The organism is Novosphingobium sp. fls2-241-R2A-195 (assembly GCF_030209485.1).
GTDB classification, from domain to species: Bacteria; Pseudomonadota; Alphaproteobacteria; order Sphingomonadales; family Sphingomonadaceae; genus Novosphingobium; species Novosphingobium resinovorum.
Map to the genome: position 1 here is coordinate 20,746 of NZ_JARVRY010000041.1, position 14,258 is coordinate 35,003.

General features: G+C 67.4%; 15 protein-coding genes. 8 read left to right on the forward strand and 7 right to left on the reverse strand.

Annotated elements, in window-relative coordinates; genetic code table 11:
• Positions 1-90: 90 nt before the first annotated feature.
• Positions 91-1,092 carry a Gfo/Idh/MocA family protein gene (locus QRN25_RS25180; RefSeq protein ID WP_285022165.1) on the forward strand — a complete coding sequence of 334 codons (1,002 nt, stop codon included), beginning with the start codon at positions 91-93 and terminating at the stop codon, positions 1,090-1,092.
• A gap of 128 nt (positions 1,093-1,220) precedes the next feature.
• Here the strand turns inward: QRN25_RS25180 and QRN25_RS25185 are convergent, their stop codons facing one another.
• The 7 genes from QRN25_RS25185 to QRN25_RS25215 all read right to left on the reverse strand — a co-directional run bounded on the left by QRN25_RS25185 (position 1,221) and on the right by QRN25_RS25215 (position 6,668).
• Positions 1,221-2,573 (reverse strand): MFS transporter, encoded by a 1,353-nt coding sequence (locus QRN25_RS25185; protein WP_285022167.1) that lies wholly within the window; start codon positions 2,571-2,573, stop codon positions 1,221-1,223.
• Between the two features lie 115 nt (positions 2,574-2,688).
• A complete protein-coding gene (locus QRN25_RS25190; RefSeq protein WP_285022168.1) occupies positions 2,689-3,306 on the reverse strand; it encodes a riboflavin synthase in 618 nt (205 codons plus the stop codon).
• A gap of 3 nt (positions 3,307-3,309) precedes the next feature.
• Positions 3,310-4,299 (reverse strand): bifunctional diaminohydroxyphosphoribosylaminopyrimidine deaminase/5-amino-6-(5-phosphoribosylamino)uracil reductase RibD, encoded by a 990-nt coding sequence (ribD, locus tag QRN25_RS25195; protein WP_285022170.1) that lies wholly within the window; start codon positions 4,297-4,299, stop codon positions 3,310-3,312.
• Entirely contained in the window at positions 4,296-4,790 is a 495-nt protein-coding gene (locus QRN25_RS25200; RefSeq protein ID WP_285022172.1) for a hypothetical protein, read from the reverse strand. Before QRN25_RS25200 ends, ribD begins: the two co-directional genes overlap by 4 nt.
• Before the next feature lie 23 nt (positions 4,791-4,813).
• Positions 4,814-5,539 (reverse strand): M48 family metallopeptidase, encoded by a 726-nt coding sequence (locus tag QRN25_RS25205; RefSeq protein WP_285022232.1) that lies wholly within the window; start codon positions 5,537-5,539, stop codon positions 4,814-4,816.
• A gap of 5 nt (positions 5,540-5,544) precedes the next feature.
• Complete coding sequence (locus QRN25_RS25210; protein ID WP_036527947.1) at positions 5,545-6,063, reverse strand: YcgN family cysteine cluster protein; 519 nt, start codon at positions 6,061-6,063, stop codon at positions 5,545-5,547.
• Complete coding sequence (locus QRN25_RS25215; RefSeq protein ID WP_285022175.1) at positions 6,051-6,668, reverse strand: SCO family protein; 618 nt, start codon at positions 6,666-6,668, stop codon at positions 6,051-6,053. The genes QRN25_RS25210 and QRN25_RS25215 overlap by 13 nt, the downstream gene beginning before the upstream one ends.
• Positions 6,669-6,743: 75 nt before the next feature.
• On the opposite strand from QRN25_RS25215, the gene QRN25_RS25220 reads away from it, so the two are divergent.
• The 7 genes from QRN25_RS25220 to QRN25_RS25250 all read left to right on the forward strand — a co-directional run bounded on the left by QRN25_RS25220 (position 6,744) and on the right by QRN25_RS25250 (position 14,249).
• Positions 6,744-7,385: an ankyrin repeat domain-containing protein gene (locus QRN25_RS25220; RefSeq protein WP_285022177.1), complete on the forward strand. Its 642-nt coding sequence runs from the start codon at positions 6,744-6,746 to the stop codon at positions 7,383-7,385.
• 12 nt (positions 7,386-7,397) lie between these two features.
• The gene (locus QRN25_RS25225; RefSeq protein ID WP_036527940.1) at positions 7,398-8,054 is read left to right on the forward strand and encodes a COQ9 family protein; all 657 of its coding nucleotides are present in this window, start codon (positions 7,398-7,400) and stop codon (positions 8,052-8,054) included.
• Between the two features lie 243 nt (positions 8,055-8,297).
• On the forward strand, positions 8,298-8,537 hold the full coding sequence (locus tag QRN25_RS25230) for a FeoA family protein (protein WP_008829840.1): 240 nt from the start codon (positions 8,298-8,300) through the stop codon (positions 8,535-8,537).
• Positions 8,534-10,393 carry a ferrous iron transporter B gene (gene feoB, locus QRN25_RS25235; RefSeq protein ID WP_285022181.1) on the forward strand — a complete coding sequence of 620 codons (1,860 nt, stop codon included), beginning with the start codon at positions 8,534-8,536 and terminating at the stop codon, positions 10,391-10,393. Before QRN25_RS25230 ends, feoB begins: the two co-directional genes overlap by 4 nt.
• Positions 10,394-10,622: 229 nt before the next feature.
• Positions 10,623-11,225 carry a single-stranded DNA-binding protein gene (gene ssb / locus QRN25_RS25240; protein WP_285022183.1) on the forward strand — a complete coding sequence of 201 codons (603 nt, stop codon included), beginning with the start codon at positions 10,623-10,625 and terminating at the stop codon, positions 11,223-11,225.
• 209 nt (positions 11,226-11,434) lie between these two features.
• Positions 11,435-13,426 (forward strand): TonB-dependent receptor plug domain-containing protein, encoded by a 1,992-nt coding sequence (locus QRN25_RS25245; RefSeq protein ID WP_285022184.1) that lies wholly within the window; start codon positions 11,435-11,437, stop codon positions 13,424-13,426.
• 16 nt (positions 13,427-13,442) lie between these two features.
• Positions 13,443-14,249 (forward strand): TonB family protein, encoded by an 807-nt coding sequence (locus QRN25_RS25250; protein WP_285022185.1) that lies wholly within the window; start codon positions 13,443-13,445, stop codon positions 14,247-14,249.
• Positions 14,250-14,258 lie beyond the last annotated feature (9 nt).

Consider the following 14,258-nt stretch of genomic DNA (forward strand, 5'->3'; position numbering starts at 1 on the left):
CTGTCGATCAACCGCCCAGGCGGTGATGGACGGCGGGTGAAGATATGGGCCTCGTCAGGCCTTTCCCGCCTGACGTTACGTGGAGCCTGCATGACAATCGATCGACCCATCGGGATCGCCCTCGTCGGCTGCGGCCGGATTGCGCCGCTGCATCTCAAGGCGATCGCCCGCAGTCCGGAGCATGCCCGACTGGTCGCCGTGGTCGATCCCGATCCCGCCCGCGCCGCCGAGTTCGCGCAAGAGTATGGCGCCGAACACGCCTGCACTTCGCTGGAAGAGGCGCTGGCGCTGGATGCTGTCGAAGCAGTGGTGCTGTGCACGCCTAACGCATTGCACGCGGATCAGGTGGAGCAGGTGCTGCGCGCCGGGCGCAACGTGCTGGTCGAGAAGCCGTTCTCCGAAACCCTCGCCGATGCCGAGCGGATCGCTGCACTGGCGGACGAAACCGGGCTGGTCCTTGCTGCCGGGCACACCTTTCGCCATGTCGAGGCGGTGCGTACCCTGCAGGACCGCCGCGCCGGGTTCGGCCGTCTGCGAGCGGTCAGCATCTCGATGTGCGTGTTTTGGGACGGCCCGCAGGCGCCCTGGTGGGCGACCCGCACGCGCGAGGAAGGACTGGTCCTTACCCTGTTCGCCCCGCATGCGATCGATTTCCTGCAACTCGTCGTCGGCGAGATCGATCCGCTGCGCATCCATGTCGAGGCGGCGCGCTTCCAGCCCGACTGGGCGGCAGAGGACGAGGCGATGATCCTGCTGCGCTATCCTGACGACGTGCTCGCCTCTATCCACGTTTCGTACAACCAGAAGCGCACGATGAACCGCAAGGTCGCGCACTTCGAGAACGCCACCGTGCGCGTCGAGAACGGCGATGAACTCTGGATCGACGACGAGCCCGTCGTCATGCCCGAGCGGGCACCGGTGGATGACGATGCGCTCTTCAACGACGGGATCACGCACTATTTCGCGACGCAGCTTCGCGAGTTCGCTCTGGCGGTGAGGGGGCTGCCGAACCGCAGCGTGCTGCACCCCTCCGCCCTGCGCCAGACCCGCCTCAACCGTGCGATCGTGGCGGCGGCGCAGCACGATAGCTAGAGCCCGATGATTTAACCTGAATCGTCATTGCGAGCGCAGCGAAGCAATCCAGGGCAGCATCACCCCGCCCTGGATTGCTTCGCTGCGCTCGCAATGACGAAGGATGGTTCAATCCAATATCATCAGCTCTAGTGTGCCAGCGCTGCGCCTCCGCGTGCGGGGACGCAGCGCCAGATGATCAGCGCGGCAATGCACATCAGCGCGGCCGGGACGATTCCGAAGGCGTAGCGGATCGCATCGATGGCCTCGGCGCTCTGGGCGATGCCGCGCTTGGCGGCGGCTGAATCGAAGCCGCCGATCGCCAGGATCGAACTCGCGATCAGCGTGCCGCCGAGCGCGATTCCGGCCTTCTCGATGATCGACCAGATCGCGGCGAACGAGCCGGCGGTATCGCGCCCGGTCTCTTCTCTCGCCTGCGCCATGGCGTCGGTGAGGAGCGAGAGCGCGATCAGGCCCCAGCCCGAGTTGAACAGCCCGACGCAGCCCGAGCACACATAGGTCACCCAGATCGGCCCGGCGCCGGCATTGGACCAGACGATCAGCGTGATCACATGACCGAGCGCGCCAACGAGGTACGCGTTGCGCTTGCCCAGCACTTTCGCCGCCGCCACCCAGAGCGGCGAGACGGCCATGACGACGCAGCCCGCAATGGCGACGAGGATGCCGAGCTGCACCAGCGCGTCGGTCCGCCCCATGTTGTAGGTGATGAAGAACGCCATCGCCGCCGAGCAGGTGCCTGCCGCCACTGTCATGGCGGCGGCGGAAAGGCACAGGACGCGGAACGGGCGGAAGGTCAGCGTGGCCAGCAGGCCGCGCAGCGACAGGTCGCGCTCGAGAGGCGCGACGACCTTCACCTTGCGCACCGCGTTCCAGGCGGTGACGAGGCTGATCGCGGTGATCCCGCCCAGCAGCGCCGCGCCGGTGACGTAGGCGCCGCGATCGGCACCCAGTTCGTGGATGAGCCATGGCACCAGCGCCGAGCCGAGCAGCAGCCCCGCGCCGGTCCAGGCGTGCTTCCACGCCATCAGCACCGTACGCTCCTGCGGATCGCTGCTGATTTCCGAGAAATGCGCAAGGAACGGCACGGAGAAGCTGGCGAAGGTCACCATGTAGAAGCTGAAGGCGACGACGACGTAGCCGACTTGCGTGCTCACCCCGGCGTTGGGCACGAAGAACGTGGCGATCATCGCGAAGGGGGCCAGCACTGCGCCGACCAGCAGCCAGTTGCGCCGTGCGAAGCGATGGAGATTGCGGTCGGAAACGACGCCGACGGTGAAGTCGCTGAGCGCGCCGACGATGACCTTGGGCACGAAGATCGCCGCGCCCGCGATCGCTGGCGGAATGCCGACGATGCTGGTGAGGTAGTAAAGCAGGAGGATCATCGGCGCGTCGCGGAACAACTGGTTCCCGACGTTGCCAAAGCTGTAGAGCGCCTTGGTCCGGGTCCGAAGCAAGCCGCCTTGCGGCGCGGCTCCATGCATGCCGTTGTCTCCAAATGATCCTGTAGCCGCCAGCCTAGTGGCAGGGCGCCGGATCATCGGGAGAAACCCGCAGAGTCACCGACACGCGGTGACTCTGCCGTGCCTTTCAGGCCGATCAGCTCCGCAGCGACTGCATGCGCTGGAGATAGCGGGCCAGCACGTCGATCTCCAGATTTACGCCGTCCCCTGCTTGCATCGCGCCGATGGTGGTCACTTCCGCCGTGTGGGGGATGATGTTCAGGGCGAAGTGGCAGGTGCCGTCCGGTTCGTCACTCACTTCGTTGACGGTGAGGGAGATGCCATCGACGGTGATCGAACCCTTGGGGGCGAGGTAGGGGGCCAGTTCCCTGGGCGCGGCGATGACGAAGCGGCGCGAATCGCCGACCGGCTCGATGCTGACCACGGTCCCGACGCCGTCGACGTGGCCGGTGACGATGTGGCCGCCCAGTTCGTCACCCAGCTTCAGTGCCGGCTCAAGGTTCAGGTGGCGGCCTTCCTGCCAGCGGCCGGACACGGTGCGGGCCACGGATTCGGCCGAAATATCCACCGCGAACCAGGCGTCGCCGGCCACGCCGCCCTTGTCCACCACGGTCAGGCATACGCCCGAGCAGGCGATCGAGGCGCCCATCGCGATGCCCGCGGGATCAAAGGGGCAGGCGATGACGGCGCGCAGGTCGCCGGTCTTGCGGGCTTCGCGGATGGTGCCGACGGCAGTGACGATTCCGGTGAACATGAGCTAGCCTTCGTGAGAATTTCGCGCGTCGTAGACTTCCAGCGTGTCGCTGCCAAGCTGCCGTCGCGCCGCCATTCGCCAGCGGCCATGCGCTTGCGCCAGCGAGGGCAGGCCGAAATCGCCGAGGCCCGGCTTGCCGCCAAGCAGCACCGGGGCGCGGTAGATGAGCAGGCGGTCGACGAGCCCTGCCGCAAGGAAAGCTGTGGCCGCATGGGCGCCGCCCTCGACGAAGAGGTGCAGGACGCCTTCCATCCCGGCGATGGCCTCGGGTGAGGGCAGCGCATGCCAGCCTTCGGGAGCGGAGCCGCGTGTCAGCACCCAGCGTTGCGGGCTGCGGTCCTCCAATCCCGGCAGGCGCACGTCGAGGCGGGGGGTGTCGGCCCGCAATGTGCCGCCGCCGACGAGAATCGCATCGGCGCGGGCGCGCATGGCGTGGGTGTGGGCGCGCGCGTCAGGCCCGGTGATCCACTGGCTCTCGCCGCTCGCCAGCGCGATACAGCCGTCGAGCGACATCGCGAGCTTGAGCGTCACCTCGGGGCGACCGAGGCGCTTGGTGGTTAGATAGCCGGAAAGGCTCTGCTCGCAGGCTGCGGACTGCAGGTATTCGGCCTCGATCCCGGCGGCGCGGATGCGGGCGATTCCGGCGCCCGAGGTGCGCGGATCGGGGTCCATGCAGCCGATCACCACGCGGGCGAGGCCGGACTGCGAGACGAGGTCGGCGCAGGCCGGGCCGCGCTCGGACTTGTGGGCGCAGGGTTCGAGGGTGACGTAGATGGTGCCCCCGTGCGCGGCCTCTCCGGCGGCGGCGAGCGCCATGGCTTCGGCGTGAGGGCGGCCGCCGGCTTGCGTCCAGCCGCGCGCAATCACGCGGCCGGCCTTCACGATGATCGCGCCGACGCCCGGATTCGGCCTGCTCAGCGGACGGGCGCGCGCGGCGAGAGCCGCGGCGGCGGCGAGCCAGCGCGCGTCTTCGCTCCCCCCCCTGTCGTTCACTGCTGGGCCGCGTCCGGTGCCAGCTTGGGGTTGGCGATGCCGCCTGCCTTCAGATTTTGTTCGACGCGTTCGCGATCGGCCTTGGCCTTGGCGGCTTCCTCGGCGTCGGCTTCGCGCGCGATCTTGTCGACGTCCATGCCGGAATAGCGGCCGATCGTCTTGTAGAGTTCGCGTACGTCCTTGTCGCGGCGCGCTATTTCGCGGGCGTAAGCTTCCTTGGCCTTCTGGTTGGCGAGGTTCTCCGCCTCGATCTCGGCGTCGGTGCGGTGTTCCTTGAGGACGGAGATCCAGGTCACCTTCGGCGGCGGGTGCGGGGCGCTGCCTTCCTGCGTAAACATCAGATAAAACACGCCAAAAGTGCAGGCGGCCGACACCGCCGCGATGCGCCAGCGGTTGTGTCCGGCCTGCTTCCAGACCAGCTTGAAATCCGCGACCATCCCGGTCGGGTTTGCGTCTTTCCAGATTCCACTGCGCTTCAACATGGCACCCATGTAGGCCCTAACGGCACTCAACGCTACCCAAACGGTACATAGAGCGACCGGCCATGCGCCTTCAGCCACCGATTGGCCTCATGAATCGACCCCTCGAAGATCGTCTTGAGGACATGATGGAACGCGGGCGAGTGATCGAAGTGGACGAGGTGGGCAACCTCGTGTGCGACTACTGAGCGGCGCACCGGATCGGGCGCCATGATCAGCCGCCAGTTGATCCGGATCGTCCCGTCATGCGCGCAGGAACCCCAGCGCCGTTGCGCGCTCGACAGGCCGAGGGCGGGGCAGGGCTGGGCGGCGCGCTCGCAATATTCGGCGAGGTCGGTGGCGAGGAGGTCCTTCGCTTCCGTCTGCAGCCAGCGCAGGACGCGCGGGGCAAGCGAATCGGCAGGGCCGCCGAGGCGCAGTTCGCCGTCGTCGACGACCGGGCGTCGCGGCGCGGTGATGTCGTGGACCACGGCGAGGGCGTCGCCCCGGAAGGTGATCGTGGTTCCGTCCGCCATCGGCGCGGCGGCGGGGAGGGCGGCGAGCTGCTTCGCCAGCCAGTCGCGGCGGCTCCGGGCGAAGGCGACCGCCTCGGCCGTGCGGGTCCAGCGGGGGACGGAGATGCGCACCTCGCTGCCGTCGGGCGCAAGGCGCATGGTCATCCGGCGGGCGCGGTCGAGGTGGCGGACCACCACGGGAAGGGCGCGGTCGCCGACCTCGACGACCAGCTCTTCGCGCGGATCGCGCCTCAGCCAGTCGAGCATCGCATTCAGCGCTTTTGCTCCGGCAGGACGTCCCACGGCGCGCTGCCGTCCTCGACCTCCCACTCCTCCTCATCCTCATCGCCGTAGGGCCAGACGATGTGCTGTTCGAGCGGCCCGGCCACCGTCTCCGAGATCACCTTGCCCGCGACCGAGATGCCCGCCTCGTGCACCGTGTCGCGGCTGCCGCTGACGAGGTAGTGCCATTCGGGCAGCGGGTCGCCGTCGGCACGCAGGCGGTAGGCGCAGCTCGGCGGCAGCCATGCGTAGCGGCCCGCGCTCTCGGGCGTCAGCTTCAGGCAGTCGGGCACGAAGCTGCGGCGGTTGGCATAGTCGCTGCACTGCGCGGTCTTGAGGTTGAGCAGCTTGCAGGCGACATTGGTGTGGTAGATCTCGCCGGTGTCCTCGTCCTCGACCTTGTGCAGGCAGCATTGGCCGCAGCCGTCGCACAGGGCCTCCCACTCATCGCGGGTCAGGCGGTCGAGGGGCAGTTCCCAGAAGGGCTTCTGGCCGCTCACTTCACCCACTTTTCAAGCTCGGCCTCGACCGCCTTGCGGCCCTGGTCGGAGGGCAGCATGGCAATCGGCTTGCCGTCGGGGGCGAACAGGTAGGTGATGCGAACGTGATCCATCAGGTAGCCGCCGGGCGTGTCGGAGCCCTTCTTGTAGTAGATCGCGAAGGCCTTGGCAGCACTTTCGATCTGCTGCGGGGTGCCGGTCAGGCCGAGCAGCCTGGGGCCGAACGCCGAGGTCCACTGGCCGACGATCTCGGGCGTGTCGCGCTGCGGATCGACGGTGATGAAGATCGGCTGCACTTTCGCCGCCTTGGCCGGTTCGCGCTTCGCGAATTCGGCGAAGCCGCGCATCGTTTCCTGCATGTCGAGCGGGCAGACGTCGGGGCAGAAGGTGTAGCCGAAGTAGACGATTCGCCAGCGGCCCTTGAAGCTGTCCCAGGTGACCGGCTTGTTGTCCTTGTCCACCAGCGTGAACGGCCCGCCGATGGCCGCGCCTTCGAGCGGCGGACGCTCGACCGCAGGCTGCTTTGAGCAGGCGGAAAGCGGCAGCCCCGCCAGCAATACGAGTGCAAGGGGAGCGAGACGACGTGCAAGGTATGTCATGGCGCCCACGCTCATGACCTGCTAGACGCCTCCATGCAAGGCGCGGATGGCGGGGCGCGCGTAAAGACCTGTGGTGGAAGGACGTTAGAAGTGCTGAAGATGACGATACGCCGCGTTGTGGGCCTTTCTCGCATGGTCCTCAAGGTGGCTGTTCCCGTGTTCGCGATGAGCCTGCTGATGACCTCGCCCGCCCGCGCCGACTTCTCGGAAGGTTACAAGTTCCTCGAAGCGGTGAAGAAGAAGGAAGGCGACAAGGTCGAGGAGGCGATCATGAAGTCCTCCCAGATCATCAACGCCAAGGACATCACCACCGGCGAGGGCGCGCTGCACATCGTCACCGCGCGCCGCGACCTGACCTGGCTCAACTACCTCATCGCCAAGGGCGCCAACGTCAACGCCACCGACGATCGCGGGCGCAGCGCACTGGAACTGGCGGTGAACCTCGGCTGGCGCGAGGGCGCGCAGCTTTTGCTCGACCAGAAGGCCAGCCCCGACACCTCGAACGACGCGGGCGAGACGCCGCTGATCTTCGCTGTCCACCGCAAGGACCTGCAACTGACCAAGGCGCTGCTCGAAGCGGGCGCCAATCCCGACCGCTCCGACAATTCGGGCCGCAGCGCGCGGGACTATGCCAAGATCGAGGGCGGCAGCGCGCAGCTGATGTCGGTCATCGAGACTTATGGCAAGAAGGGCGCGAAGAGTGCCAAGCCGGTCTACGGCCCGACGTTCTGAGGACTCCGTAAGATGACGCAAGAAGCCGCCTCGCTCGACGAACTGCGCCTGCAACTGGCTCCGCTGGTGGCCGATGCCGCGGTGTTCGACGGCTGGACTGCCGATGCGGTCGCCTCGGCCGCGGCTTCGGCGGGTGTCGATCCGGCGCTGGCGGCCTATGCCTTCCGCGACGGGGCGATGGCGATGATCTCGGCGTGGATCGGGCATGTCGACGCGACGATGACCGCGTCCGTCGGAGGGGGCGCCTTGTCGAACCTCTCGATCCGCGAGCGTATCCGCCGCCTCGTCTGGGCGCGGCTGGAGGCCGTGGCGGGGCGCGAGGAAGCGCTGCTGCGGGCGCTGACGATCATGGCGATGCCGCAGAACATCGCCGCATCCACGCGGCTGGGCTGGCGCAGCGCCGATGCCATGTGGCGGCTCGCGGGCGATACCGCGACCGACTACAACCATTACACCAAGCGCGCGATCCTGGGCGGCATCTATGCGGCCACGCTCCACGCCTTCGCGCGTGACACCAGCGAGGACAAGGCCGAGACGCGCGCCTTCCTCGACCGCCGCATCGCCGGGATCATGCGCTTCGAGAAGGCCAAGTCGCAGCTGCTGCGCAAGCCCGACGAGCGGTTCAGCATGACCCGCCTGCTCGGCCGCATGCGGTATCCGGCACGGTAAAAGGGAGTGGAGCGCAGTCTGCGCTCCACCTTCCGTACCACTAGTCTACACAACCATCCGTCATTGCGAGCGCAGCGAAGCAATCTAGGGCGGCTCAAGACTGCCCTGGATTGCTTCGCTGCGCTCGCAATGACGAACGGTGCTTGGGTTGGCTTCGTTTCAAATCCTTGCCCCCGCTAAAACCCATACTTTCGCTATTGCGATCCGGTTGCAATTAAGGGTGTTATCTGGCACCGCGCCAGCATGACTCTCGATATGCTTCCTATCGGCCGGTCCGCGCGCATCGTCGCCGTGCACTGGCCCGCGCTCGTCCAGGAAGAGGCGCGCAGGCTCCGCGCCCTGGGCTTGGAGGAGGGCGCCAGGATCGCGGTGTCGCATCGCGGCATCCTGGGCGGGCGCGACCCTATCGCCATTACCGTGGGCCGCATGACCGTGGCCGTGCGCCGCGCCCATGCCGCCGCGATGGAGGTCGAGGAACTGTGAGCCGTCAACGCCCTGAAGGTAACAGGCGGGTCGCGCTCGTCGGCAACCCCAATGCGGGCAAGAGCGCGCTGTTCAACGCGCTGACCGGCGCGCGCCAGAAGATCGCCAATTATCCCGGCGTCACCGTGGAGCGCAAGTCGGGCCGCTTCGTGCTGCCCACCGGGGAGCCGGTGGAGATGACCGACCTTCCCGGCGCCTACGGCCTCGACCCGACCAGCCCGGACGAGGAAGTGACCGCCAAGGTCATCGCCGGGCACTTCCCCGGCGAGGCCGCGCCCGACGTGCTGGTGGTGGTGCTCGACGCATCGAACCTCGAGCAGCACCTCGTCTTCGCGCAGGAACTGCTGGCGTTGGGCAAGCCCACCGTCGTCGCGCTCAACATGGTCGATCTGGCGGAGCGTGACGGGCTGGTGCTCGACGCCGCCGTGCTGGCCGAGGAACTGGGCGTCCCCGTCATCCCGACCGTCGCCGTGCGCCGCCGCGGCCTTGCCGAACTGGGCGAGGCGATCGCGAACGCCGGCGAGCGGCATCCGGGGCCGGGCCTGACCGCCCTCGGACAGACCGAACGCCGCGTCGCCGCGCATGCCATGGCGGATGCGGCGATCCTCTCGGAATCGAAGCGTCATCGCCTGCATGCGAAGCTGGACCAGCTGCTGCTGAACCCGTGGGTCGGCCCGGTGATCCTGCTGGCGATCCTCTTCGTGGTGTTTCAGGCGGTCTTCGCCTGGGCGACGCCGTTCGCCGATGCGCTCGATGCGGGCGTCAGTGCGCTGCACGACGGCGTCAAGGCCGCGCTTCCGCCAAGCCTGCTGCGCGATCTGCTGACGGACGGCGTGATCGCGGGCGTGGGCTCGGTGATCGTGTTCCTGCCGCAGATCGTCATCCTCTTCGCCTTCATCCTCGCCATGGAGGCATCGGGCTACATGGCCCGCGCCGCGTTCCTGATGGACCGCATGATGGCGAGCGTCGGCCTTTCGGGGCGCAGCTTCATCCCGCTGCTCTCCAGCTTTGCCTGCGCCATTCCGGGCATCATGGCGACGCGCTCGATCACCGACCCCAAGGACCGGTTGACGACGATCCTGATCGCGCCGCTGATGACCTGCTCGGCGCGCCTGCCGGTCTATGCGGTGATCATCGCCGCGTTCATCCCGCATACCAGCGTGTGGGGCGGGATCGGCCTGCAGGGGTTGGTGCTGTTCACGCTCTATGTCGTGGGCGTGGTCGGGGCCATGGCGGTGGCGCTGGCGCTGCGCAGTTCGATGACCAAGGGCGCCGCTTCGGGCTTCATCATGGAACTGCCCAAGTACCAGATGCCGCGCCTCAAGGACATGGCGATCGGCCTGTGGCAGCGCGCGTGGATCTTCCTGCGCCGCGCGGGCACGATCATCTTCATGGTCACGGTCGTGCTGTGGGTCATGCTCAACTTCCCCAAGGCCGGCCCGGGCGAGAGCCAGGTCGACGCCTCGATCGCGGGCAAGGTGGCGAACGGTCTCGCCTTCGTGGTCGAGCCGATCGGCTTCAACCGCGACATGGCGCTCGCGCTGATCCCGGCGATGGCCGCGCGCGAAGTTGCGGTGTCCTCGCTGGCGACGACCTACGCGGTCGATGCGGGCGATAACGAGGACGAGCAGGCGCTCGAACTCGGCGACCAGCTCAAGCGGCGCTGGACGCTGCCGATGGCGCTGGCGTTCCTGGCATGGTTCGTGTTCGCGCCGCAGTGCATGTCGACGATCGCGGTGACCCGGCGCGAGACCAACGGCTGGAAGTGGCCGACGTTCATGCTCGCGTACCTGTTCGGCCTCGCCTACATTGCGTCGGGCGCGACGTACTGGGTCGCGGTGGCGGCGGGGTTGTAGCGTTTCAAGGCCCACCCCCGGCCCCTCCCGCAACCGGGAGGGGAGAAAAATAGGCCTTACCCTCCCGCTTGCGGGAGGGTCGGCAGGCTTGGCGATTTATCGCCTAGCCGAACGGGGTGGGCACTCTCCGGAACATTACAATTGTAGAAAAGGCGGTCCGCCGGACTCGCATCGGTGCCCCGGCTTGGGCTAACCCATCCGCCAGATTTCGAAGGAAAGCGATTCCCGCATGGCAGGCAGCGTCAACAAGGTCATCATCGTCGGCAACCTCGGGGCCGACCCCGAGATCAAGTCGTTCCAGAACGGCGGCCGCATCGCCAATCTGCGCATCGCGACCTCCGAAAGCTGGAAGGACCGCGCCACCGGCGAGCGCAAGGAGCGTACCGAATGGCACTCGGTCGTGCTCCAGTCCGACGGCCTCGTCGGCGTGGCCGAGCGGTTCCTGCGCAAGGGCTCGAAGGTCTACATCGAAGGCCAGCTGCGCACCCGCAAGTGGCAGGACCAGAACGGCAATGACCGCTACACCACCGAAGTCTCGGTCGGCGGCGTCGGCGGCGTGCTGACCATGCTCGACGGTGCGCCGGGCGGCGGCAGCGGTGGCCAGCGCAGCGGCGGTGGCGGCTGGAGCGAGGGTGGTTCCTCGGGCGGCGGCTTCGGCGGCGGCCAGCGCTCGGGCGGAGCATCGCGCGGCGGTGACGAATGGGGCGGCGGTTCCTCCGGTGGCTCTGCGGGCGGCAGCGAATGGGGCCGCACCGGCGGTTCCTCGGGCGGCTCGTCCGGCGGTTCCGGCGGCGGCTTCGGCGACGACCTCGACGACGACATCCCGTTCTGACCGTCTTTCGCCGCACGCGGCGAGAAGCTGACAGTTCTTACAGACCGCCTCGGAAGCACACCGCTTCCGGGGCGGTTTCGTCATGCCCTTCGCGATCTTTCCGGGGCCACCGGACGAAATCCGCAAAAAGTCCTTTACGTAACAGTCAAGCTGCGCAATTGGCCTTTCTGCTAATGCATACGATTCGCATTAGCGAAGGGGAAACAATTATGCTTCGTAGTTTTGCCGCCCGCGCGCTTGGCGGGGTGTCCGCCATTGCCTTCTTCGTCGCCGCTCCGGCCCATGCGCAGGACGCTGCCGCCACCGACAAGAACACGCAGGCCGGTGAATTCCTCGGCACTATCGATATCGGCGAGAGCACCCGCGCCATCCAGACCGACACCGCGACGCCGATCACCGTGATCGACCGCAAGGAGATCGAGGACCGCCAGGCCTCCACCATCGCCGAACTGCTGGATTCCGTGCCGGGCGTCACGCTCATCAACGGATCGACCCCGATCGGCTCGGGCATCAACATCCGCGGCTTCGGCGCCAACGGCACCTATGGCACCGACCAGAAGGTCGCTTTCGTCGTCGACGGCGCCACCACGGGCTCGGAAGAGATCTACCGCGTCGGCACGCAGCTGTTCACCGACCCGCTGCTCTACAAGCGCGCGCAGGTGATCCGCGGCACCGTGGGCAGCTTCGAGTGGGGCTCGGGCATCATCGGCGGTGTCGTCCTGCTGGAAACCAACGATGCGGCCACCGTCCTCCACGGCAAGACCGGCATCACCGCCAGCCAGACGGTTTCGGGCCAGACCAACGGTAACGGCTTCGCGACCTCCACCACCGTCGCGGCAATGCCGACCGAGCAGTTCGAGTTCCTGGCAAACTACACCTGGCGCACGCAGAGCACGCAGCAGGACGGCCACGGCGACGACATCGGCAACAGCAGCTTCAAGCTGCCCAGCTTCCTGGTGAAAGGCGCATTCCACTTCGGCGCCGACAACGCCCATACCATCGCCGCCAGCTTCAACCAGACCACCACCAGCGACCGGGACGTCCCCTACGACAGCTTCGGCACCACGGCGGGCGTGTTCGGCAACGTCGATCGCGACACCAAGAGCCAGGTGCTGACGGTGTCCTACGCCTACAAGCCGGTCGACAACGACGCGGTCAATCTCCAGCTGCTGTACACGTACGCCAATCAGGAGATCGACCAGAGCGCCGTGGGCGTCGCGATCTCGCCGGTGCTCAATGCCGACCACCGCTACGAGACCTCGAAGATCACGCTCAAGAACGCTGCGCTGTTCTCGACCGGGCCGATCCATCACAACCTGCACTTCGGCGTCGAGTACATCCACAAGAAGCGCGCCGACGCCAGCAGCGCGCCGGGCGGCACCGACAACCGCATGGCCGCCTTCGCGGTGGACGAGATCGGCCTGTTCAAGGGCTTTACGCTGAGCCCGGCGATCCGCTGGGAGACCTCGAACGTCAAGTCCAACCGCACCGGCACGTGGGTCTCCTACAACAACGAGGCATGGATGGGCGGCGTCTCGGCCCGCTACGAGCTGCCTTTCGGTCTCGCCGCGTTCGGCAGCTGGGCGCGCACGCGCAACCTGCCGATCATCGACGACCTCGACAACGCCACGTACATGAATCAGCCGGAAAAGAGCCGGACCTGGGAAGCGGGCGGTTCGTTCGACCGCACCGATCTGCTCGGCAAGGGCGATCACCTTGCGGTCAAGGTCAACTACTACGACACCGAGCTGACCGACAACACCGCCTACTCGGGTGTGCGCGAGGTCTATCTCGACGGCTTCGAGATCGAGGCTTCCTACGCCACCGCCAGCGGGATCTACTTCGACTTCAACGCCACGATCCCGGACGGTCAGCGCCTGCGCACCACCGGCGTGATCGACGACTGGACCAACCTGCCGCAGAAGACCTACATGCTCTCGGCGGGCAAGCGCTTTGGCAAGCTGCTGGACGTGCGCTGGGAGACGACCCTCGCCGAAGACCTCGACATCAACGGCACCGAGCACAAGGGCTTCGACGTCCACAACCTGCGCGCCACGATCACGCCGAGCGGCGGCATCTTCGAGAACGTCGCGCTGCGCCTGAGCGTCGAGAACATCTTCGACACTTATTACCAGTCGGCGCTGTCCACGCGCCCGGCGGTGGGGCGCAACTTCAAGGCCGCCCTCTCGAAAATGTTCTAAGGGGGGCGAGGCGGACATGGCTTCCTGGATGGGCAGATCCGAGTTCGGGACAGGTCCGTTTGCGCGGATCGACCTGAACGCCATGGCCGCCTCGGTCACCGCGCATGCCCTGGTGGCGGCGCTGCTGGTCTTCACCTGGGGTGAGACGGTGCTGGTGGAAGGGGGCACCCGCTCCCGCCTCGTCAGCATCGATCTGTCCATGCGCGAGGGCGGACCAGGCCCGAAGATGCAGCCGCTGGCCGAGGCACAACAGCCTCGGGAACGCGCGGTGACGCCGCCTGCCGAAGTTCCGGCGCCGGCGATAGTCGCAGAGGCTCGGCCCGCTGCGCAGCCCCTGCCGCAACCGGCGGCGCAGGCAGGCGGCGGCGGGCAGGGGCGCACGGGTGAAGGTACGGCCGCGACGACGACGCGGCAGTTGCCTGTGGCCAAGCTGATCCCCGCAGCCGCGTTCGTCACTCCGGCCGCCACTGCACCGGGTCCGCAGGCGCGGGCGGCGGAAAGCGCGGCGGAGGCTCAGGGGAAGGGCGGCAGCGGCGGAGGCAATACCGACCAGGCGGGCAACTCTGCCGTCAGCAATTTCAGCGGCCGCGTCTACCAGCACCTGAAACGCTACCAGCGCGGCAACACCATAGGCGCGGGCGAGGCACTGATCGCCTTCACCGTCGAGCCCGGCGGCGCCGCGCGCGCGATCCGCGTGGCGCGCACATCAGGCTCCTCGCGCTTCGATCACGAGGCGATGGCTCTGGTCCGCCGGGCATCGCCTTTCCCGCGCCCGCCGGACGGCGAGGCGCACAGCTTCACTTTCGAGATCACCGGACAATGATGAGGACCG

Coding starts and splice junctions, on each gene's coding strand:
- QRN25_RS25180 (WP_285022165.1), top strand. CDS start 91: ATGACAATCGATCGACCCATCGGGATCGCCCTCGTCGGCTGCGGCCGG.
- QRN25_RS25185 (WP_285022167.1), bottom strand. CDS start 2,573: ATGCATGGAGCCGCGCCGCAAGGCGGCTTGCTTCGGACCCGGACCAAG.
- QRN25_RS25190 (WP_285022168.1), bottom strand. CDS start 3,306: ATGTTCACCGGAATCGTCACTGCCGTCGGCACCATCCGCGAAGCCCGC.
- QRN25_RS25200 (WP_285022172.1), bottom strand. CDS start 4,790: ATGGGTGCCATGTTGAAGCGCAGTGGAATCTGGAAAGACGCAAACCCG.
- QRN25_RS25205 (WP_285022232.1), bottom strand. CDS start 5,539: ATGCTCGACTGGCTGAGGCGCGATCCGCGCGAAGAGCTGGTCGTCGAG.
- QRN25_RS25215 (WP_285022175.1), bottom strand. CDS start 6,668: ATGAGCGTGGGCGCCATGACATACCTTGCACGTCGTCTCGCTCCCCTT.
- QRN25_RS25225 (WP_036527940.1), top strand. CDS start 7,398: ATGACGCAAGAAGCCGCCTCGCTCGACGAACTGCGCCTGCAACTGGCT.
- QRN25_RS25230 (WP_008829840.1), top strand. CDS start 8,298: ATGACTCTCGATATGCTTCCTATCGGCCGGTCCGCGCGCATCGTCGCC.
- ssb (WP_285022183.1), top strand. CDS start 10,623: ATGGCAGGCAGCGTCAACAAGGTCATCATCGTCGGCAACCTCGGGGCC.
- QRN25_RS25245 (WP_285022184.1), top strand. CDS start 11,435: ATGCTTCGTAGTTTTGCCGCCCGCGCGCTTGGCGGGGTGTCCGCCATT.
- QRN25_RS25250 (WP_285022185.1), top strand. CDS start 13,443: ATGGCTTCCTGGATGGGCAGATCCGAGTTCGGGACAGGTCCGTTTGCG.